18 protein-coding genes are annotated in these 18,943 nt (G+C 67.4%); 12 read left to right on the forward strand and 6 right to left on the reverse strand.

The genetic code is table 11. The annotated features are described in order from the left end of the window. The first annotated feature begins 29 nt into the window (after positions 1-29). The 12 genes from bchB to hemA all read left to right on the forward strand — a co-directional run bounded on the left by bchB (position 30) and on the right by hemA (position 13,893). The gene (gene bchB, locus IE187_RS11480; RefSeq protein WP_189676385.1) at positions 30-1,685 is read left to right on the forward strand and encodes a ferredoxin:protochlorophyllide reductase (ATP-dependent) subunit B; all 1,656 of its coding nucleotides are present in this window, start codon (positions 30-32) and stop codon (positions 1,683-1,685) included. Continuing rightward, positions 1,675-5,394 carry a magnesium chelatase subunit H gene (locus IE187_RS11485; RefSeq protein WP_189676386.1) on the forward strand — a complete coding sequence of 1,240 codons (3,720 nt, stop codon included), beginning with the start codon at positions 1,675-1,677 and terminating at the stop codon, positions 5,392-5,394. Before bchB ends, IE187_RS11485 begins: the two co-directional genes overlap by 11 nt. Positions 5,395-5,405: 11 nt before the next feature. Beyond that, complete coding sequence (gene bchL, locus IE187_RS11490; protein ID WP_133191447.1) at positions 5,406-6,296, forward strand: ferredoxin:protochlorophyllide reductase (ATP-dependent) iron-sulfur ATP-binding protein; 891 nt, start codon at positions 5,406-5,408, stop codon at positions 6,294-6,296. 139 nt (positions 6,297-6,435) lie between these two features. Further along, positions 6,436-7,122: a magnesium protoporphyrin IX methyltransferase gene (gene bchM, locus IE187_RS11495; protein WP_189676387.1), complete on the forward strand. Its 687-nt coding sequence runs from the start codon at positions 6,436-6,438 to the stop codon at positions 7,120-7,122. Continuing rightward, positions 7,119-8,612 carry a BCD family MFS transporter gene (locus IE187_RS11500; RefSeq protein WP_133191445.1) on the forward strand — a complete coding sequence of 498 codons (1,494 nt, stop codon included), beginning with the start codon at positions 7,119-7,121 and terminating at the stop codon, positions 8,610-8,612. Before bchM ends, IE187_RS11500 begins: the two co-directional genes overlap by 4 nt. An 18-nt stretch (positions 8,613-8,630) precedes the next feature. Beyond that, positions 8,631-9,401, forward strand: coding sequence for a photosynthetic reaction center subunit H (gene puhA / locus IE187_RS11505; RefSeq protein WP_133191444.1), 771 nt, complete (start codon positions 8,631-8,633; stop codon positions 9,399-9,401). Further along, the gene (puhB, locus tag IE187_RS11510) at positions 9,398-10,048 is read left to right on the forward strand and encodes a photosynthetic complex putative assembly protein PuhB (protein ID WP_189676388.1); all 651 of its coding nucleotides are present in this window, start codon (positions 9,398-9,400) and stop codon (positions 10,046-10,048) included. The genes puhA and puhB overlap by 4 nt, the downstream gene beginning before the upstream one ends. Beyond that, on the forward strand, positions 10,045-10,527 hold the full coding sequence (puhC, locus tag IE187_RS11515) for a photosynthetic complex assembly protein PuhC (RefSeq protein WP_189676389.1): 483 nt from the start codon (positions 10,045-10,047) through the stop codon (positions 10,525-10,527). The genes puhB and puhC overlap by 4 nt, the downstream gene beginning before the upstream one ends. Next, complete coding sequence (locus IE187_RS11520; protein WP_133191441.1) at positions 10,524-10,820, forward strand: O2-dependent cyclase accessory protein; 297 nt, start codon at positions 10,524-10,526, stop codon at positions 10,818-10,820. Before puhC ends, IE187_RS11520 begins: the two co-directional genes overlap by 4 nt. Continuing rightward, positions 10,817-11,884, forward strand: a complete 1,068-nt coding sequence (gene acsF / locus IE187_RS11525) for a magnesium-protoporphyrin IX monomethyl ester (oxidative) cyclase (protein ID WP_189676390.1) — start codon at positions 10,817-10,819, stop codon at positions 11,882-11,884. The genes IE187_RS11520 and acsF overlap by 4 nt, the downstream gene beginning before the upstream one ends. Next, a complete protein-coding gene (gene puhE / locus IE187_RS11530) occupies positions 11,881-12,660 on the forward strand; it encodes a putative photosynthetic complex assembly protein PuhE (protein ID WP_189676391.1) in 780 nt (259 codons plus the stop codon). Before acsF ends, puhE begins: the two co-directional genes overlap by 4 nt. A gap of 12 nt (positions 12,661-12,672) precedes the next feature. Continuing rightward, the gene (gene hemA / locus IE187_RS11535; protein WP_133191438.1) at positions 12,673-13,893 is read left to right on the forward strand and encodes a 5-aminolevulinate synthase; all 1,221 of its coding nucleotides are present in this window, start codon (positions 12,673-12,675) and stop codon (positions 13,891-13,893) included. Between the two features lie 277 nt (positions 13,894-14,170). Here hemA and IE187_RS11540 read toward each other — a convergent pair whose 3' ends face one another. The 6 genes from IE187_RS11540 to pufB form a co-directional block, all read right to left on the reverse strand. After that, positions 14,171-15,430, reverse strand: a complete 1,260-nt coding sequence (locus IE187_RS11540) for a DUF3422 family protein (RefSeq protein WP_189676392.1) — start codon at positions 15,428-15,430, stop codon at positions 14,171-14,173. Between the two features lie 58 nt (positions 15,431-15,488). Beyond that, positions 15,489-16,583 carry a photosynthetic reaction center cytochrome PufC gene (pufC, locus tag IE187_RS11545; protein WP_189676393.1) on the reverse strand — a complete coding sequence of 365 codons (1,095 nt, stop codon included), beginning with the start codon at positions 16,581-16,583 and terminating at the stop codon, positions 15,489-15,491. Then, positions 16,580-17,554, reverse strand: coding sequence for a photosynthetic reaction center subunit M (gene pufM / locus IE187_RS11550; protein WP_133191435.1), 975 nt, complete (start codon positions 17,552-17,554; stop codon positions 16,580-16,582). Before pufM ends, pufC begins: the two co-directional genes overlap by 4 nt. Positions 17,555-17,567: 13 nt before the next feature. After that, on the reverse strand, positions 17,568-18,407 hold the full coding sequence (pufL, locus tag IE187_RS11555) for a photosynthetic reaction center subunit L (protein WP_133192152.1): 840 nt from the start codon (positions 18,405-18,407) through the stop codon (positions 17,568-17,570). 119 nt (positions 18,408-18,526) lie between these two features. Next, positions 18,527-18,709, reverse strand: coding sequence for a light-harvesting antenna LH1, alpha subunit (gene pufA, locus IE187_RS11560; protein ID WP_133191434.1), 183 nt, complete (start codon positions 18,707-18,709; stop codon positions 18,527-18,529). A gap of 28 nt (positions 18,710-18,737) precedes the next feature. Beyond that, on the reverse strand, positions 18,738-18,899 hold the full coding sequence (pufB, locus tag IE187_RS11565; protein ID WP_133191433.1) for a light-harvesting antenna LH1, beta subunit: 162 nt from the start codon (positions 18,897-18,899) through the stop codon (positions 18,738-18,740). Between the last annotated feature and the right edge of the window lie 44 nt (positions 18,900-18,943).

Below are 18,943 nucleotides of genomic sequence, written 5' to 3' on the forward strand. Positions count from 1 at the left end.
GCGTCCGCTCCGCTCGACCGGGGGCTGCCATGCAGCTGACCGTCTGGACCTACGAAGGCCCGCCGCATGTCGGCGCGATGCGGATCGCGACCGCGATGGAGGGCGTCCACTACGTGCTCCACGCGCCGCAGGGCGACACCTATGCCGACCTGCTGTTCACGATGATCGAACGCCGCGGCAAGCGCCCGCCGGTCACCTACACGACCTTCCAGGCGCGCGATCTCGGCAAGGATACCGCGGCGCTGTTCCAGACCGCGGTGCGCGAGGCGATCGATCGCTTCGCGCCGCAGGCACTGCTCGTCGGCGCGTCGTGCACCGCCGAGCTGATCCAGGACGATCCGGCCGGGCTCGCCTCGGCGCTGCGGCTGCCGATCCCGGTGATCGCGCTCGAGCTGCCGAGCTATCAGCGCAAGGAGAATTGGGGCGCGGCCGAAACCTTCTACCAGCTGGTCCGCGCTTTGTGTCCGTCGGCAAAGGCCGAGGCCCAGCCGCGCAGGGATGGCCCACACACGCCGAGCGCCAACATCCTCGGCCCGACCGCACTCGGCTTTCGCCACCGCGACGACGTCGTCGAGATCACCCGGCTCCTCGGGACGCTCGGCATTGCCGTCAACGTCGTCGCCCCGCTCGGCGCGACGCCGGCCGACCTCGCCCGGATCCCCGACGCCGATTTCAACATCAGCCTGTATCCCGAGATCGCCGACACCGCGTGCCGCTGGCTCGAGCGCACGCATGGTCAGAAGACCGTCCGCACCGTGCCGATCGGCTACGGCGCAACGCGCGACTTCATCGCCGAAGTCGCTGCGCTTGCCGGCGTAGATCCGACCGCCGCACTTGATACGTCGCGGCTGCCATGGTGGAGCCGCTCGGTCGATTCGACCTATCTCACGGGCAAGCGCGTCTTCATCTTCGGCGATGCAACGCACGCCGTCGCAGCAGCGCGCGTCGCGCGTGATGAGTTCGGCTTCGAAGTGGTCGGCCTCGGCTGCTACAATCGCGAGTTCGCTCGGGAAATCCGCACCGCCGCTCAGCTGTACGGGCTCGAGCCGCTGATCACCGACGACTATCTCGAAGTCGAGGACGCGATCGCCAAGCTCCAGCCCGAGCTCGTGCTCGGCACGCAGATGGAGCGCCACATCGCCAAGCGGCTGCGCATCCCGTGCGCGGTGATCTCGGCGCCGGTCCACGTCCAGGATTTTCCCGCGCGCTACTCGCCGCAAATGGGGTTCGAGGGTGCGAACGTGCTGTTCGACACCTGGGTCCACCCGCTGGTGATGGGGCTCGAGGAACATCTGCTGACGATGTTCCGCGACGATTTCGAGTTTTCAGACCACGCGGGGGCGAGCCACCTGGGGCATGGCGCCGCTCCAATCTTCCCCCGCGAACCGCAGGAGGCGGCCCCTACGCCGTCAGCGAATGGTGGCGGGGAAGCGACAGCAGGTGTCGCGCCCGCCCCCCTCCACCCCTTGGCTGAAGGCGCCGAGCTGTCCCCCGCCCCCGCCCCCGCCGAACCAGGGAAGGATCAGGAGGGCTGGTCCGCCGAGGCCGAGCGCGAGCTGCTGAAGATCCCGTTCTTCGTCCGCGGCAAGGCGCGCCGCAACACCGAGCGCTATGCCACCGAGCACGGCATCGCCGCGATCACGCTCGACACGCTCTATGACGCAAAGGCGCATTATGCCCGCTAGCGCACCCAGTCCCGCCGGCTCTGGATCGACCGCGGTCCACGTCGTCATCGTCACGCTCGACAATCACTTGGCGGGCGCGGTCCAGCGCGCGCAGGCGCGGCTCGCGCGCGAAAATCCCGGGATCACGATCGGCTTCCACGCCGCCGCCGATTGGGAGGAAAAGCCCGAAACGCTCGCCGCCGCCCGCGCCGACATCGCGCGCGGCGATATCGTGCTGGCGACGATGCTCTTCCTCGAGGATCATATCCGCGCGGTTCTGCCGCAGCTCGAGGCGCGCCGCGAGGACTGCGACGCGATGGTCGGGCTGATGTCCGGCGGCGATGTCGTCAAGCTCACGCGGATGGGCGACTATCGCATGGACCGCCCGAGCGGCGGAATGCTCGCCTTGCTCAAGAAATTGCGCGGATCCCCCAAGCCTGCGGCAAGCGGCGGCGCCAAGCAGATGGCGATGCTGCGGCGCCTGCCCAAAATCCTGCGCTTCGTCCCCGGCACCGCGCAGGACGTCCGCGCCTATTTCCTGACGATGCAATATTGGCTCGCGGCGTCGGACGACAACGTCGTCGAGATGATCCGCGCGCTGGTCGACCGCTATGCAGACGGTCCGCGCCGCGCGCTGCGGGGAACGATCAAGGCGCAGGCGCCGCGCGAGTATCCCGAAGTCGGCGTCTATCACCCCGCGCTGCCCGGCCGCATCGCCACCACCGCGACCGAGCTGCCGCGTCGGCGCGATGCGCGCGGCACCGTCGGGCTGCTGATGCTGCGCTCGTACATCCTCGCCAAGGATGCCGGCCATTACGACGGCGTGATCGCCGCGCTCGAAGCGCGCGGGCTCGACGTGATCCCCGCCTTTGCCGGTGGGCTCGACGGGCGTCCGGCGATCGAGGCGCTGTTCCAGCGCGACGGTGTCGCGACGGTCGATGCCGTGATCAACCTCACCGGGTTCAGCCTGGTCGGCGGCCCCGCCTATAACGATGCCGCGGCCGCCGAGACGGTGCTCGCCAAGCTCGACGTCCCCTACATCGCCGCGCATCCGGTCGAATTCCAGTCACTCCAGGCCTGGGCGGCGAATGCACAAGGGCTGCTCCCGCTCGAATCGACGATGATGATCGCGATTCCCGAGCTCGACGGCGGCACCGTGCCGATGCTGTTCGGCGGCAAGTCCGACGGCACCGCCTGCACCGGCTGCGCTCGCCACTGCAGCTTCCCCGACGCCACGACGCCGCGCGCGATGCAGCCCTGCAGCGAGCGCGCCGACATGCTTGCGGCGCGCGTGCTGAAACTGATCGCGCTGCGCCGCGCCGAGAATGCCGAGAAGCGTGTCGCAATCGTGCTGTTCAACTTCCCGCCCAACGCAGGAGCCGCCGGGACCGCGCAATTCCTCAGCGTCTTCGCCTCGCTTCACGCGACGCTCGTGCGGCTCGGGCGCGAAGGCTATCAGGTCGAGATTCCCGCAGACGTCGATGCGCTCCGCGAGGCGATTCTCGGCGGCAATGCCGCGCGGTTCGGGACCGAGGCCAATGTCCACGCCAAGGTCGGCGCCGACGCGATCGTCGCACGCGAGACCTGGCTTGCCGAGATCGAGGCGTCATGGGGCCCTGCGCCGGGCAAATTGCAGTCCGACGGCACTTCGGTGCAGATCCTCGGGCGGCAGTTCGGCAATGTGTTCGTCGGGCTGCAACCCGCTTTGGGCTATGAGGGCGATCCGATGCGGCTGCTGTTCGCGGGCCGCTTCGCCCCGACGCATGCCTTCGCCGCTTTCTACCGCTGGCTGCGCGAGGATTTCGCGGCGCACGCGGTGCTGCACTTCGGAACGCATGGCAGCCTCGAATTCATGCCCGGCAAGCAGACCGGGTTGAGCGCGGCCTGCTGGCCCGACCGGCTGATCGGCGATTTGCCCAACATCTATCTCTACGCCGCCAACAACCCCTCGGAGGGCGTGCTCGCCAAACGCCGCTCGGGCGCGACGCTGGTATCGTATCTCACGCCTGCGCTGACCAACGCCGGCGTCTACAAGGGCCTCGCCGCGCTGAAGGCGTCGGTCGAGCGCTGGCGTGTCGCCGCACCGGGCAGCGACGAAGCGCGCGACTTGGCCGAACTGATCCGCGACCAGGCCAACGACCTCGACCTCGCGCGTGCTCCGGCCGATGCCGGGGCTGCGCCGGCGCAGGACGACGCATGGATCGCCGATCTCGCCGCGCGCCTCTACGAAATCGAGCGCGAGCTGATCCCGCAAGGCCTCCACGTCGCCGGCGAAGCGGCGAGCCGCGAGGAGCGGATCGCGATGATCGCCGCCACGCTCCAGGCGCGCGGCGAAACGCTCCCGCCCGAGACGATCGTCGCTTTGGTCGATGGCACGCGCGCCGCCGACACGCCGTTGCTCAAGGACATGGCCGCGCTCGACGCCGCGCTGTCGGCCAATGGCGAGATCGACGGTATCGTCAATGCGCTTGCCGGGCGCTACATCCACCCGGTCACCGGCGGCGATCTGCTGCGCAACCCCGAGATCCTGCCGACCGGGCGCAACATCCACGGCTTCGACCCGTTCCGCATCCCCTCGGCCTTCGCGGTCAAGGACGGCGCAGCACAGGCGCAGCGGCTGATCGAGCGCAGCCTCGCCGACTCGGGGCACCTCCCCGAGACGGTCGCGATGGTGCTGTGGGGCACCGACAATCTCAAGAGCGAGGGCGCGCAGATCGCGCAGGCGCTCGCGCTGCTCGGCGCGCGCCCGCGCTTCGACAGCTATAACCGGCTGGCGGGCGCCGAACTGGTCCCGCTGGAAGAGCTCGGTCGCCCGCGGATCGACGTCGTCGTCACGCTGTCGGGGGTGTTCCGCGATCTGCTGCCGCTCCAGACGCGGATGCTCGCGCAAGCCGCCTTGCTCGCGGCCGAGGCCGACGAGCCCGACGCGCAGAACTTCGTCCGCCGCCACGCCCGCGCACACGCCGCGGCGCAGGGCTGCGACCTCGAGACCGCGGCGCTGCGGGTCTTCTCGAATGCCGAGGGCGCATATGGCGCCAACGTCAATCTGATGATCGACACCGGCGCGTGGACCGACCCCGACGAGCTCGCCGACAGTTTCGAGCGGCAAAAGGGCTATGCCTACGGGGTCAAGGGCGCGCCGGTACGCCAGCCCGAATTGCTCAAGGCCGCACTCCAGACGGTCGATTGCGCCTATCAGAACCTCGAAAGCGTCGAGCTCGGCATCACCAGCATCGACCAATATGTCGACACGCTCGGCGGGATCAGCCGCGCGGTAACGCGCGCCAAGGGCGGGCAGACCGCGCCGGTCTATATCGGCGACCAGACGCAAGGCACCGGCAAGGTGCGATCGTTGCAGGAGCAAGTCGCGCTCGAAACGCGGACACGCGTGCTCAACCCGGTCTGGACCGAGGGGCTGCTGCGCCACGGGTATGAAGGCGTCCGCCAGATCGAGGGCAGCGTCACGACGACGATGGGCTGGTCGGCAACGACCGGCGAGGTCGATCCGTGGGTCTATCAGCGGATCAGCGAAACCTATGTGCTCGACGCCGAAATGCGCGAGCGGATCGCGGCGCTCAATCCCAAGGCTTCGGCGCGTGTCGCCAACCGGCTGATCGAAGCCTCCGAACGCAAATACTGGACTCCCGACGCGGCGACGCTCGCCGCACTCCATGCCGCCAGCGATGAACTCGAGGATCGTCTCGAAGGCATCGTTGCGGTGGCGGCATAAAGGAATTTCGCATGGCTCTGCTCGATCCCCCCATTCGCGGCCTCGACGGCGAAGGTTCACTCCAGGTCGGGCTCGACCCCAATGACCGGATCGGCAACGCCAAGGTGTTCGCGGTGTACGGCAAGGGCGGGATCGGCAAGTCGACCACCTCGTCGAACCTCTCCGCCGCTTTCTCGCTACTGGGAAAACGCGTGCTGCAGATCGGCTGCGACCCCAAGCACGACAGCACCTTCACGCTGACCAAGAAGCTGATGCCGACGGTGATCGACGTGCTCGAGACGGTCGAATTCCATGCCGAGGAATTGCGGCCCGAGGATTACATGTTCGAGGGCTATAACGGCGTGATGTGCGTCGAGGCGGGCGGGCCGCCGGCCGGCACCGGTTGCGGCGGCTATGTCGTCGGGCAGACGGTCAAGCTGCTCAAGCAGCACCATCTGCTCGAGGAAACCGACGTGGTGATCTTCGACGTGCTCGGCGACGTGGTGTGCGGCGGGTTCGCCGCCCCGCTGCAACATGCCGAGCGCGCGGTGGTGGTCGCGGCGAACGATTTCGACAGCATCTTCGCGATGAATCGCATCGTCGCGGCGATCAAGGCCAAGGCCAAGAATTACGACGTGCGGATGGCGGGCGTCATCGCCAACCGCTCGGCGGCGACTGACGAGATCGACCGGTTCAATGCCGCCACGGGGTTGAAGCGGCTCGCGCATTTCCCCGATCTCGACGCGATCCGCCGCAGCCGTCTCAAGAAATGCACCTTGTTCGAAATGGACTCAACCCCCGAGGTCGACGCCGCCTGCCTCGAATACAAACGCCTCGCCGCACAGATGTGGGCCGGCTGCGAGCCGCTCGATGCGCAACCGATGAAGGATCGCGAGATCTTCGAATTCCTGGGGTTCGAATGATGCGCTCCTCCGCCTGCTCCCTCACCGTCATCGCCGCGCAGGCGGAGATCCATACGGGCGAACGTCTCCTGTCGCTTGCGGGCGTTGCTGCAATGGATTCCCGCCTTCGCGGGAATGACAGCGGTGTGAGGCACGCGCGATGAGCACGGCGAGCTACACCCACTTCCGCGGCAATCTCGAAACCTATTTCGATCGCACCGCAGCCAAGGCGTGGGAGCAGCTCACGTCGGACGCACCGGTCAGCGGGATCCGCGCGACGGTGCGCGCCGGGCGCACCGCGATGCGCGACACGCTGCTGTCGTGGCTTCCCGCCGACATGACGGGCCTGCGCCTGCTCGATGCCGGCTGCGGCACCGGCGCACTCGCGGTGGCGGCGGCCGAGCGCGGCGCGCAAGTGGTGGCGATCGACGTCGCGGGCAGCCTCGTCCAGATCGCACGCGACCGCGCACCGGCGCATCTGGCGATCGACTGGCGCGTCGGCGATCTGCTCGATCCCGCGCTCGGGCATTTCGACCATGTCGTCGCGATGGACTCGCTGATCCACTACCGCGCGTTCGATATCGTCGCGGTGCTGCAACAGCTCGCCGAGCGCGCGCACGGCTCGATCGTCTTCACCTTCGCGCCGCAAACGCCGCTGTTGATGGCGATGCTCGGCATGGGACGGCTGTTCCCGCGCAGCGACCGCTCGCCCGCGATCCTGCCGGTGCGCGATCGCTTGCTCCGCACGCTCATCACCAACGCGGTCCCGACGAGCCGGATCGGGCGCGACCGGCGCATCTCGGCGAGCTTCTATACCAGCCATGCGCTCGAGCTGGTGACGGCGTGAGCGACCTCTCCGCCTTGAAAGCCTCGCTCGCACCGCGCGCAGCGGCGGAGCCCGGACGACTCGCGACGGTGCGGAGCGGCGCGTTCTGGGGACGGCTCGGCACGCGCTTCCTGCCCTTTGCCGATGCCGCCACCACCGAGCTCCCGCTCGGACGGCTGCTGCGGCTGTCGCTGTTCCAAGTCTCGGTCGGGATGGCGGCGGTGTTGCTCACGGGCACGCTCAACCGCGTGATGATCGTCGAGCTCGGCATGGCGTCATGGGCGGTCGCGGCGATGGTGTCGCTGCCCTTGCTGTTCGCACCGCTTCGCGCGCTGATCGGCTTCAAATCGGACCGTCACCAGTCGATCCTCGGCTGGAAGCGCGTTCCCTATATCTGGTTCGGCACGCTGCTCCAGTTCGGCGGCTTTGCGCTGCTGCCCTTTGCTTTGCTGGTGATGACGGGGCTCGGGCACGGCCCGACGATCGTCGGACAGATCGGCGCAGGGATCGCCTTCCTGATGGTCGGCGCGGGGATGCACACGACGCAGACCGCCGGCCTCGCGCTCGCGACCGATCTTGCGCCAGCCGAAAGCCGGCCGCGCGTCGTCGCGTTGCTCTATGTCATGCTGCTGCTCGGAATGATGGTCAGCGCGATCGTGATCGGCCGGCTGCTCGACCATTTCACCCCGACGCATCTCGTCCAGATCGTTCAGGGCGCAGCGGTGCTGACCGTCGTGCTCAACATCACCGCCTTGTGGAAGCAGGAAGCGCGGCGTCGTGGCGGCACCGCACCCGAGGAAAACTCCGCCCCCTTCCGCGAGATCTGGGCGCTGTTCATCGCGCGCCCGCGCACGCTGCGGCTGCTGGTCGCAACCGGGCTGGGATCGGCCGCCTTCTCGATGCAGGACGTGCTGCTCGAACCCTATGGCGGGCAGATCCTCGGCCTGTCGGTCGGCGCGACGACGTCGCTCACCGCTTTGTGGGCGGTCGGCATGCTCAGTGGTTTCGCGCTCGCCGCGCGCAGCCTGGCGGATGGTGGCGAACCACACCGCCTCGCGGGCTTCGGCGGCGTCGCGGGGATCGCGGCGTTCCTCTGCGTGATCTTTGCAGCGCCGCTGCACGCGAGCGCTTTGCTGGCGATCGGCGCCACGATCATCGGCTTTGGCGGTGGCCTGTTCTCGGTCGGTACGCTGACTGCGGCGATGGCGATCTCCGACAGCGCAGAGCTCGACGGTCGCAACGGCCTTGCGCTCGGTGCGTGGGGTGCGGTGCAGGCGACCTGCGCGGGTGCGGCGATCGCCATCGGCGCGATCGTCCGCGACGTGACCAGCGCCGCTGCGACCGCGCGCGACCTCGGCCCGACGCTCGCCGATCCGGCGACCGGCTACGGCGTCGTCTACGGCGTCGAGATCATCCTGCTGCTCGCCACGCTCGTCGTGCTCGGGCCGCTCGTCCGCCCGGTCGCACCCTCGCAGACCATTCGCTTCGGCCTGGCCGAATTTCCGGCTTGAACCCAGGGGAGACCGCCCATGCACCCGACCCTCACCCCCGGCATCGATGTGGCGATGCTCGTCTTCTACGCCTTCGTGCTGTTCTTCGTCTGCCTGGTCTTCTACCTGCGCCGCGAGGATCGCCGCGAGGGCTATCCGCTCGAGCATGAGCTGACCGGGCGGGTCGAATCCGAAGGCGGCCCCTTCCACACCGCGATCGCCAAGACCTTCAAGCTCTCGTTCGGCCGTGGTACCGTCACCACGCCGACCAAGGGCCGCGAACCCTTCCAGATCGCCGCACGCCAGACCGACCGCTTCACCGGCGCGCCCTATGCGCCGACCGGCAACCCGCTGGTCGACGGCATCGGGCCCGCCGCCTACGCCAACCGCGCCAAGCACCCCGACATCGACATGGAAGGTCATCCACGCATCGTCCCGCTCGGCGCCGCGCTCGACATCACGATCGAACGGCGCGATCCCGATCCGCGCGGTATGCCGATCTTCGGCTGTGACGGACGCCAGGCCGGCATCGTCACCGAACTGTGGATCGATCGCGCCGACCGGCTGGTCCGCTATCTCGCTGTCGACGGCGCCGCCGGAACCGGCGCGATCCTCGTGCCGATGATGATGGTGACGATCGACCGCCGCCGCGGCCATGTCGCCTGCGACGCGATCACCGCCGCGCAATTCGCCGACGCGCCGCGCATCGCGACCGACACGATCACCCTGTACGAGGAGGATCGCGTGCTCGGCTATTTCGGCGGCGGCTATCTCTATGCCACCCCAGCCCGTCAGGAGCCCTTCCTGTGACCGAACATGATTACGAGCCGATCCCGGGGCTGCCCGGGCTCCTCCCGCCAGGCGAGCGGATCGTGTGGCAGGGCGCGCCCGACTGGCGCGCGCTCGCACGCCGCGCCTATCATACGCGCGCGGTGACGGCCTATTTCGGCGTGCTCGGCGCTTGGGCGGTGATCGCCGCGGTCGCGCGCGGCATCCATGGCCCCGGAGATCTGTCGGGCGTCGCGCTGACCGCGATGTTCGGGATCGTCGCGGTCGGCCTGTTGCGCGCGCTCGCTTGGGGCGCGGCGCGCACCACGCTCTATACGCTGACCAACCGGCGCGTCGTGCTCCGCATCGGCGTCGCGTTTCCGAAATGCATCAACTTGCCACTGGCGGTGATCGGCACCGTCGGTCTTGCCGTTCAGGGCGACCGATCGGGCGACATCCCGCTCGCGCTGGTCGGCGAGCGTCGGCTCGGGTATCTTGCGCTGTGGCCGCACGCGCGGCCGTGGCATGTCGCCGCGGCGCAACCCATGCTGCGCGCGCTGCCCGACGCGGCGCAGGTCGCGTCACTGATCGCGCGCGCGTGCCTCGAGGTGCAGCCGGGCGGCCAGGTCGCAGTGCCGGTGACTTCAGCAGCGCAAGGTCACGGCTTGCGCCAAGCGGTGGCGGCATGACCCACGCCCATCACGCCGAGCGGCTCCCGCGCGGCGCGCTCATCCTTGCCGGGTCGCTGGTCGGCTTTGCCTTTTTGCTGACCGCGACCGTCCGCATCGCGCACATCCCGCCCGCCGGCTCGCCTGCCGCGCTGCGCGAAACGACGCATGTCGCAGCGCTGCAAACGCGCACGCTGCGCTTCCTCGATGCGGCCGATCGCGGCGTGCGGATCGAGGATGTCGGCACCGGGCAGACTGCGGGGACGATCGTCCCGGGCCAGGAGACAGGCTTCATCCGCGGCGTGATGCGCGGGCTCGCGCGCGAGCGGCGGATGCACGGGATCGGCAGCGACGCGCCCTTCACGCTGACGCAGTGGCGCGACGGCGAGCTGACGCTGACCGACAGCGCGACCGGGCGCTCGATCGAGCTCAATGCCTTTGGCACCACCAACCGCGCTGCCTTTGCCGCACTGCTGCGCGCGCCGGAGTTCCCCCGATGAGCCCGTTCCGCCGCAGCTGCTTCGACACGCCATGCCGGATCGAGGTCGAGCATAGCGACGAGTTCCTCTGCGCGCATGTCGAGCTGGCCGGCGGTGTCGCGATCAATCCGGGCGACCGCGTCCGCGTCCATGGCGATCCGATCCACGTCGCTTTTGGCAGCGCGCGCGTGTTCGAGCGGATCGCGACGGTCGAGCGCGCCGGGCCGATCGAGCGACTGTGGACCAAGCTCTGCGGCCATTTCGAGATGAACGAACTGTACGAAGTCAGCTTTTCGGATCGGAAACTGTCATGAACGCTATCACGCCGATCACCCCCCACGGCGCCGACACGCTCGCGATCGCGCGCGAGGATACCGTGCTGTCCCCCCGCTTCTACACCACCGATTTCGCCGCGATGGACCGGATCGACGTCTCGCCGGTGCGCGCCGAATGGGACGCACTGATCGCCGAGATGGTCGCCGACCCCAACCGCCGCCATTTCCGCCGCACCAACGCCTTTGACGGCGTGATCGAAAGCTTGCCCGATGGCTTGCGCGAGGAATTCATCGATTTCCTGGTGAGCTCGCTCACCGCCGAATTCTCGGGCTGCATCCTCTACGCCGAGATCCAGAAGCGCGCGCAAAATCCCGACATCAAGGCGCTGTTCCGGCTGATGAGCCGCGACGAAAGCCGCCATGCGGGCTTCATCAACGATACGCTCAAGGACGCCGGGATCGGGGTCAACCTCAGCTTCCTGACCAAGACCAAGAAATACACCTATTTCCGCCCGAAATTCATCTTCTACGCGACCTATCTGTCGGAGAAGATCGGCTATGCGCGCTACATCACGATCTTCCGGCACTTGGCGCAGCATCCGCAGTGGCGCTTCCACCCGATCTTCAACTGGTTCGAGGAATGGTGCAACGACGAGTTCCGCCACGGCGAGGCGTTCGCGATCCTGATGCGGACCGATCCCAAATTGCTGCGCGGGCATAACGTGCTGTGGATCCGCTTCTTCCTCGTCGCGGTGTACGCGACAATGTATGTCCGCGACCACAACCGGCCGGCGTTCCACAAAGCGCTCGGGATCGATCCCGACGTCTATGATCACCGCGTCTTCACGGTCTGCTCGCAAATCACGCGGCAGGTCTTTCCGCTCGTGCTCGACACCGACTCGCCGCGCTTCCGCGCCGGGCTCGTGCGGATGCGGCGGATCGCCGCGAGGATCGATGCCGCCAAGGCGCAGGGCGGCGTGATCGGCGCGATCAAGCGGGTCGGGCTGATCGGCGCGGCAGCGGTCAATTTCGCGCATCTGTATCTGACGCCCGTCCAGCGCAACGCGATCCCCGCCTCGGCCCGGCTGGTTCCGGCCTGGTGACGATCCCGCCGCTCCTGTTCGCGATCGTGATGTGGTTCATCGGGACCGCGGCGGTGGTGTGGCTCGACAGCCGCCCGCGCGCGACCTTCCGCACCAGCTTTCGCGTGGCAGGTGTCGCGGCAATGGCAGCGACCGCGGCGGTGTGGTGGTCGGCGAATGATGCGAGCTGGGGCGGCGCCTATCTCGGCTTCGCAGGCGCGATCGTGATCTGGGGCTGGCATGAAATGGGCTTCCTGATGGGATTCGTCGCTGGCCCCAATCGCGCGCCCTGTCCGCCCGAGGCGGCTGGCTGGACGCGATTGAAGCTCGCCACCGCGACGGTGATCCATCACGAAATCGCGATCGCGGCGACCGCGCTGCTGCTGTTCGCGCTGACCTGGCGCCAGCCCAACCAGAGCGCGCCGCTGACCTTCCTGTTGCTGTTCGGCTTGCGGCTCAGCGCCAAGTTCAACCTGTATCTCGGCGTGCCCAATCTCAGCGACGAAGTCTTCCCGGCGCATCTCGCCTATCTCAAGAGCTATTTCCGCACCCGTGCGGGCAATGCGCTGCTGCCGGTGTCGGTGATCGGCTCGGGCGCGCTTGCCGGGTGGGCGTGGAGCGTCGCCGAAGCCGCGCCAGCGCAAAGCGGCGCAGCCGTCACCGCGACCTTGCTCGCAGCGCTCGCGGCATTGGGGCTCGTCGAGCATCTTTTTCTTGTGTTGCCGCTGCGCGATGCCAAACTGTGGCAGTGGGCGTCGGCAAAGACCCAAGCGGCAAAAGCCGCGATAAGAGAGTAGGAGGGGTACGCCATGGATTATGAGGCATTCTTTCAGGTCGAGCTCGACGCGCTGAAGGAGGACGGGCGCTACCGCATCTTCGCCGAGCTCGAGCGCAAGGCCGGCAGCTTCCCACGCGCGAATCATTATGCCGAGGACGGCATCGGCGACGTCACCGTATGGTGCTCGAACGACTATCTCGGCATGGGGCAACACCGCAAAGTGCTCGACGCGATGCACGCCACGCTCGATGCGTGTGGCGCGGGCGCCGGCGGCACGCGCAACATTTCGGGCACGACGCACGCGCATGTCGTGCTCGAGGCCGAACTCGCCGATTTGCACGGCAAGGAAGCGGCGTTGCTGTTCACCTCGGGCTATGTCTCGAACTGGGCAGCGCTCGGCACGCTCGCGGCAAGGATGCCGAATTGCGTCGTGCTGTCGGACGAACTCAACCACGCCTCGATGATCGAGGGCATCCGCCACAGCCGTGCCGAGTGCATCCGCTTCAAGCATAGCGACCCCGAGGACCTCGACCGCAAACTGTCGCAGATCGACCCGTCGCGGCCCAAGCTCGTCGCGTTCGAAAGCGTCTATTCGATGGACGGCGACATCGCACCGATCGCCGAGATCCTCGACGTCTGTGAAAAACATGGCGCGATGTCGTATCTCGACGAAGTCCACGGCGTCGGCCTCTACGGCCCGCGCGGCGGCGGCGTCGCCGAGGAGCGCGGGCTGATGGACCGCATCACCGTGATCGAAGGCACGCTCGGCAAGGCGTTCGGCGTGATGGGGGGCTATATCGCCGCCTCGGCCGCGCTTTGCGATTACGTCCGCAGCTTTGCGAGCGGCTTCATCTTCACCACCGCGCTGCCGCCCGCCCTCGCTGCTGGCGCGACCGCGAGCATCCGGCATCTCAAGGCCAGCGGGTGGGAGCGCGCGCAGCACCAGGCGCGCGTCGCGCAAGTCCGCCGGCGGCTCGACGCGATCGGCATCCCGACGATCGACAATCCCAGCCACATCATCCCGGTGATGGTCGGCGACGCCAAGAAGTGCAAGATGATCAGCGACTGGCTGCTCGAGCAGCACGGCATCTACGTCCAGCCGATCAACTATCCGACGGTGCCGGTCGGCACCGAGCGGCTGCGCCTCACGCCGTCGCCGGTCCATTCGGACGGCGATGTCGACAAACTGGTCAACGCGCTGTCGGAGATCTGGTCGCAATGCGCGCTGGCGCGGCGCGCGATGGCGGCGTGAGGGCGGCGGCGTGAGGGCGGCGGCGTGAGCGGGGCCGCGCCAGCGGCGCGGCGCTAGGGGGCGAAATACACGCCGAGTCTTTCGCAACGCCCTTCTCCGTCACCCCGGCCTTGTGCCGGGGTCCACGGCTGAGCGCGACACGGCTCCCGATGCGATTGCGGCACGGTGCACCCCGGGACGAGCCCGGGGTGACGAGTCTCGGCGAAGCACCCGTTTTGGTCTATTGAAGCGACATGCCGATCTCGGCGAAAAACCTCGGACAGTCCGCCGCCCGCGTCTACTCTTCCAGCCGCCTGCGCACCCGCCGCGCGAACAGCCACGCCGCGCCGAACACCAGCGGCACCGCGCCGACCATCACCCATTCCTTCCAGGCATGCGCCGGCGCCGCGAGATAGCCGATCAGCGCCACCGCATAGTAACTGATCGCCACCACCGAGAGCCCCTCGACCGTCTGCTGCAGCCGCAATTGCAGCTGCGTGCGCGTGTCCATCGATTCGAGCAGGTCGCGATTCTGCTTGGCGAGCGCGATGTCGATCCGCGTGCGGAGCAGCTCGCTGGTCCAGGCGGCGCGCTGCGACAGATCGTCGAGCCGCGCCGAGAAGCTGTCGCACGTCCGCACCGCCGGCGTCAGCCGCCGCTCGGTAAAGTCGGCGAGCGTCTGATAGCCCGCGATCCGCCCGATCCCGAGCGTCTCGAGCCGGTCGAGACTGAGTTGCGCATAAGCGCGCGTCGCGCTCATCCGATAGCGCGTCTCGGCAAGCAATCGCGCGAGCTCGGCCGACAGATAGGTCAGCTCGTCGAGCAGATTGTCGTCCTGTGTCCGCCGCTCGGAAACGGCGTGCGTCAGGTCGGCGAGTCGCGCCTCGAGCCGCGATACGTCGGGCGTGAGCCGCTGTGCAAGCGGCAGGCCGAGCAGCGCCATGTTGCGATAATTGCCGAGCTCCTGCAGCCGCAGCACGAGCTGCGAGGGCTCGTCGCGCTCCAGGCCATGGTCGATCAGCAGCAGGCGTCCAAACCCGTCGGTGTTGAGCCGGAAGTCCGACAGCATCGTCGCCTTGCCCCCGGCAATCTGGCAGCGGATCAGCGCATCGGGCGCGAACAGCCGGTCGAGCTGCGCTTCGGCGGGCGGATCGGTGCCGGGCGGATAGACCGCGATCTGCGTCGCGCGGATCACCGCGCCGGGCATATCGGCGGCGATATCGGGCGCCAGCGGATCGAACAGGTCGGTCGCGAACGGCTCGTCGAACGCCCCTTCGCTGAGGAAGGTATAGCTGGCGAACTCGGTATGCCGTTCGAGCACGAGCTTGGTGGTGCCGAAATCGACCACCGCATAGCGCGTATCGGGAGCGACGCGTGTCCCGATGTGCCGCGTGATCCGCTCGAAATGCGCCGCCGCACCGCTTGCGCCCTCTTCGCCGAGCACGGTCACGATCTGCATCAGCCGGCACGGCGCGGAGAACCGCGGCAGCCGGCGGACGTGCATTTCCTCGGCGAGCGCGGCGCGCAGCGGGTGATTGTGGAAGCTTAGGCCGTCCATGCAGACTGCTCCCGACCGGACACACGCCCGCAGCCAGGCGGCTGCGGCGCGCGATCCATCATTGCCGCCGCGTCATAGCCTGCGGGTCGGCCAGCACCGCGGGCACCGCCTTCCCGGCGGCACCACCCTCGGGTGCAGCGGTTGGCATTGGCGGCGCCTTGAGCGTCGGGTTCGCCGCGAGCATCGAAATCCCGCCGAGCGGCTTCGACTGGCCCTGGTGACACGTCTGGCAATTGACCTTGTACGGGTCGCCATGCGGTCCCTTGCGATAGGCCGGGAACACGCTTGCCAGCGAGTCGATATATTGGCCGTTGATATCGCGTACCATGCGGATCCCGTAATAGGCGGTGACGCGCTGCGGCCGGCTGATCGTCCACGATCGGAACGACTGCGTATTGTGGCAATAGGTGCAGTTGACGCCGAGCGCAGTGCTCATGTGCATCATCAACCCATAGCTCTTCTCGGCCTCTTTGATCGACACGACGTGGCCCGGCGAGGGATATTGGCTGCTCGCCGCGACGCGGATCTGCGCCTTGCCGTTGAGATAGGTGGCAAACGGATCGTAAGGCAGCGAGGCATAGCCGACGCTTACGTTGGGCGTGTTCTGGCCATGCTTGTTGCGCACGATCGAATTGGGATCGGCGACGCCCTCGGCGATCGCCCATTTATACGCCGGCACCGCATTGCCGCGATGGCAGGTGTAGCACGTCACGCCCGTCGCCTTGACATGGCTCGACCATTTGCCGTTGATCTGCCGCGTCATCTGCAACATCCGCCGCGCGACGACCTTGGTGTATTTCTCGTCCGACGCCATGTTGTTGGGGTTGTGGCAATAATTGCAGCCCTGTTCGGGCGGCGCGACCCATTGGTTGATCGACGCCATCAGATGGTTGAAGCGTTCGGTCGAAACATCGCCGAGCACCTTCACGTTCTGATAGGTTTCGCGCGCGCGCGGCCCGCTATCGTCGGGGAGCGCGTAAGGCGGCGCGGGGATCGCCGACGCCTTCACCATATGGCGGACGTCGATGATCTGGTCGCCGCCGGTGCCGCGATACCCGGTCTGCTGCGTGATCTTCGGTCCGACCTCGCACCCGCCGAGCAGCATTGCGCTCGCCAGCCCCGCGACACCAAGGATCGTGTTGACGCCGCTCATTGCGATGCTCCCGGAAGCGTAGCGGGATCGATCACGCCCGTGCCCGGATAATTGGGCGCATAGCCGTGCTGGATCGCCCACAGATACCAATTGTCGACCACGGTGCCGGTCAGCAGGATGCCGATCCCGCCGGTCAGCGTGGTCAGCACCGCGAACCACCAGGCCCAGCGATGGATCGATTCGTAGGTCGCGTTGAACCCCATCGTCCAGCGCCAGAACAGCGCCGCGCGTTCGGCCGCGGTGCCGCGATCGGTGATATGCTCGAGCTCGCGCTCGCCGCCATAGCGCCCAACCGCGAGGATCGTCGCGCCATGCATCGCGAACAGCAGCGTCGATCCGTACAGGAAGACGATCGAGAGGCAGTGGAACGGGTTATAGAAGAGATTGCCGTAGCGGATCGAGAACGCCGCGGTCCAATCCAAGTGCGGGAAGATGCCGAAGGGCACCGCCTCGGCCCAGCTCCCCATCAGCATCGGCCGGATGAAGCCGAGCACCAGCATCAGCCAGATCGCGCTCGCAAACGCCCAGGGCACGTGCGTCCCCAGCCCCAGCGCCTTGGCGCGCCGGAACGTGCGCAACCACCACAGCAGCACCGAGGTCGACATCGAGAAGCCCGCGATCTGCCACCAGCCGCCTTTCGCCAGCGGCACGAACAGCTGGAAGCCATATTCGGGCCCGGGCGGCTCGAGCGCGAGCCACGGCAATTGCCGCGCGAACTGGATCGGGTCCCAGCCGACCGACGCCCACATGTTGAGCCCGATCACCTCGAACGCGAGAAAGCCGAACATCAGCGACAGGATGCCGAGCCCACCGAGATAGATCGGCCCGATCTGCGCATTGCCGATCTTGCCCATCCAGTAGGAGAAGCCGGGCTTGCCGAGCCGCGGGAAATCATAGGGTCCAAGGGCGGGGCCCATTTCGGGCGCGCCGCGCAATTGGATTTGGGTGAAGATGTTCTGATAGCTTGCCACGCGACGTCTCCCCTCAGGACCAGATCGGCAGGTTGAGCCACCAGCTCCACCATTCGGGCCAGCCGCGTGTCCACAGCGGCCCCGAGATGATGATGCAGATCGCGCTCCAGAAACCTGCGCTCAGCGCGAGGAACAGCCCGAGCCGATGGATGCCGAGCGTGCCGACCGAATAGCCGATCGTGTCGCGGAAGAAGGCGTCCTCATATTCGGGGGAGCGCACCTCGCCTTGCGTCCCGTCGGGGTTCTTCGCGGGGTTCGCCGCCGACAACACCAGGCCGCCGTGCAGCGCGAGCGCGAGCGTCGTCGTGAAGAAGAAGCTCACCGCGAGCATGTGCGCGGGATTGTAGTGGAAATGGAGATATTGGTAGCCGGTGTTCGACACCCAATCGAGATGGCTGAAGATGCCGTAGGGAAAGCCGAAGCCCCACGCGCCGAGCAGCATCGGGCGGATCACGACGAGCGAGACATAGGCGAAGATCGCGACGCCGAACGCGGCCGGCACGTGATAGCCGATGCCGAGCTTGCGGCAGATCTCGACTTCGCGCAGCGCCCAAGACACGAACGATCCGACCGCGCAGATCGTGATGATCTGCCAGAAGCCGCCCTCGCGGAGCGGCGCCAGCGACAGGCCATAGCGGAGGTCGGGGGGCGCGATGCTGATCAGCCAGATGTTCCAGGTCGGCCCGAGCGATGCGGCATAGACGATCAACGCCGTGCCGAGCCCCGCGAACAAGGCGGTCGTCACCCCGAAGAAGCCGACGAAAAACGGCCCGACCCAGAAATCGAAAAGATCCCCGCCAAGCAGCGTGCCGCCGCGGACGCGGTATTTTCGTTCGAAACTCAGCAGCGCCATGACGCCATCCTCCATCGCCAGCCCGCAGCGTCGTGCTGCGGCGGGCGCCATCCCTCCCCAATACCGGCATCAAGCGGATGGGACGGCTGTCACGCCCCATCCGCTTGAGCGCGCGCCCGCTATGGCGCGGGCGTCGTCGCCGGTGCGGTCGCCGCCGCTGGTGCGGTGTGCGGACCATCGAGCCAGTTGAACCGGTCGGTGCTGAGCAAGATGAAATGGATCAGCAGCGCCAGCACGAACAGGAAGGCGAACAGAGCGACGAGCGTGCGCCGCGGATCGAAAATAAGCCAAACTCTCCACATGACGTGGTCTCCTCGTTACGATGAAATATCAATGGATCCAGGGCCGCCACATCCACACGAGGATATGCGCCACGATCGCGACTGCGGTGAACAAAGCGAAGCTGGTGATGAAGAGCTTGTGAAACTCCTTCGCTTCTTCCGGGGTCAAATAGGTCCCCGGCCCGAACCTTTCTTCTCGATTATCGCTCATTGCTGCGTCTCCATTCTGACGACCACGATCAGGAGCGTTGGATG

Source organism: Sphingomonas glacialis (genome assembly GCF_014653575.1).
Lineage (GTDB): Bacteria > Pseudomonadota > Alphaproteobacteria > Sphingomonadales > Sphingomonadaceae > Sphingomonas > Sphingomonas glacialis.

Bases quoted from the DNA above. Each gene is read 5' to 3' on its own strand.
- pufB (WP_133191433.1), bottom strand. From the start codon at position 18,899: ATGAGCGATAATCGAGAAGAAAGGTTCGGGCCGGGGACCTATTTGACC.
- hemA (WP_133191438.1), top strand. From the start codon at position 12,673: ATGGATTATGAGGCATTCTTTCAGGTCGAGCTCGACGCGCTGAAGGAG.
- pufA (WP_133191434.1), bottom strand. From the start codon at position 18,709: ATGTGGAGAGTTTGGCTTATTTTCGATCCGCGGCGCACGCTCGTCGCT.
- IE187_RS11520 (WP_133191441.1), top strand. From the start codon at position 10,524: ATGAGCCCGTTCCGCCGCAGCTGCTTCGACACGCCATGCCGGATCGAG.
- acsF (WP_189676390.1), top strand. From the start codon at position 10,817: ATGAACGCTATCACGCCGATCACCCCCCACGGCGCCGACACGCTCGCG.
- pufL (WP_133192152.1), bottom strand. From the start codon at position 18,407: ATGGCGCTGCTGAGTTTCGAACGAAAATACCGCGTCCGCGGCGGCACG.
- bchB (WP_189676385.1), top strand. From the start codon at position 30: ATGCAGCTGACCGTCTGGACCTACGAAGGCCCGCCGCATGTCGGCGCG.
- IE187_RS11485 (WP_189676386.1), top strand. From the start codon at position 1,675: ATGCCCGCTAGCGCACCCAGTCCCGCCGGCTCTGGATCGACCGCGGTC.
- puhC (WP_189676389.1), top strand. From the start codon at position 10,045: ATGACCCACGCCCATCACGCCGAGCGGCTCCCGCGCGGCGCGCTCATC.
- bchM (WP_189676387.1), top strand. From the start codon at position 6,436: ATGAGCACGGCGAGCTACACCCACTTCCGCGGCAATCTCGAAACCTAT.
- pufC (WP_189676393.1), bottom strand. From the start codon at position 16,583: ATGAGCGGCGTCAACACGATCCTTGGTGTCGCGGGGCTGGCGAGCGCA.
- IE187_RS11540 (WP_189676392.1), bottom strand. From the start codon at position 15,430: ATGGACGGCCTAAGCTTCCACAATCACCCGCTGCGCGCCGCGCTCGCC.
- puhA (WP_133191444.1), top strand. From the start codon at position 8,631: ATGCACCCGACCCTCACCCCCGGCATCGATGTGGCGATGCTCGTCTTC.
- bchL (WP_133191447.1), top strand. From the start codon at position 5,406: ATGGCTCTGCTCGATCCCCCCATTCGCGGCCTCGACGGCGAAGGTTCA.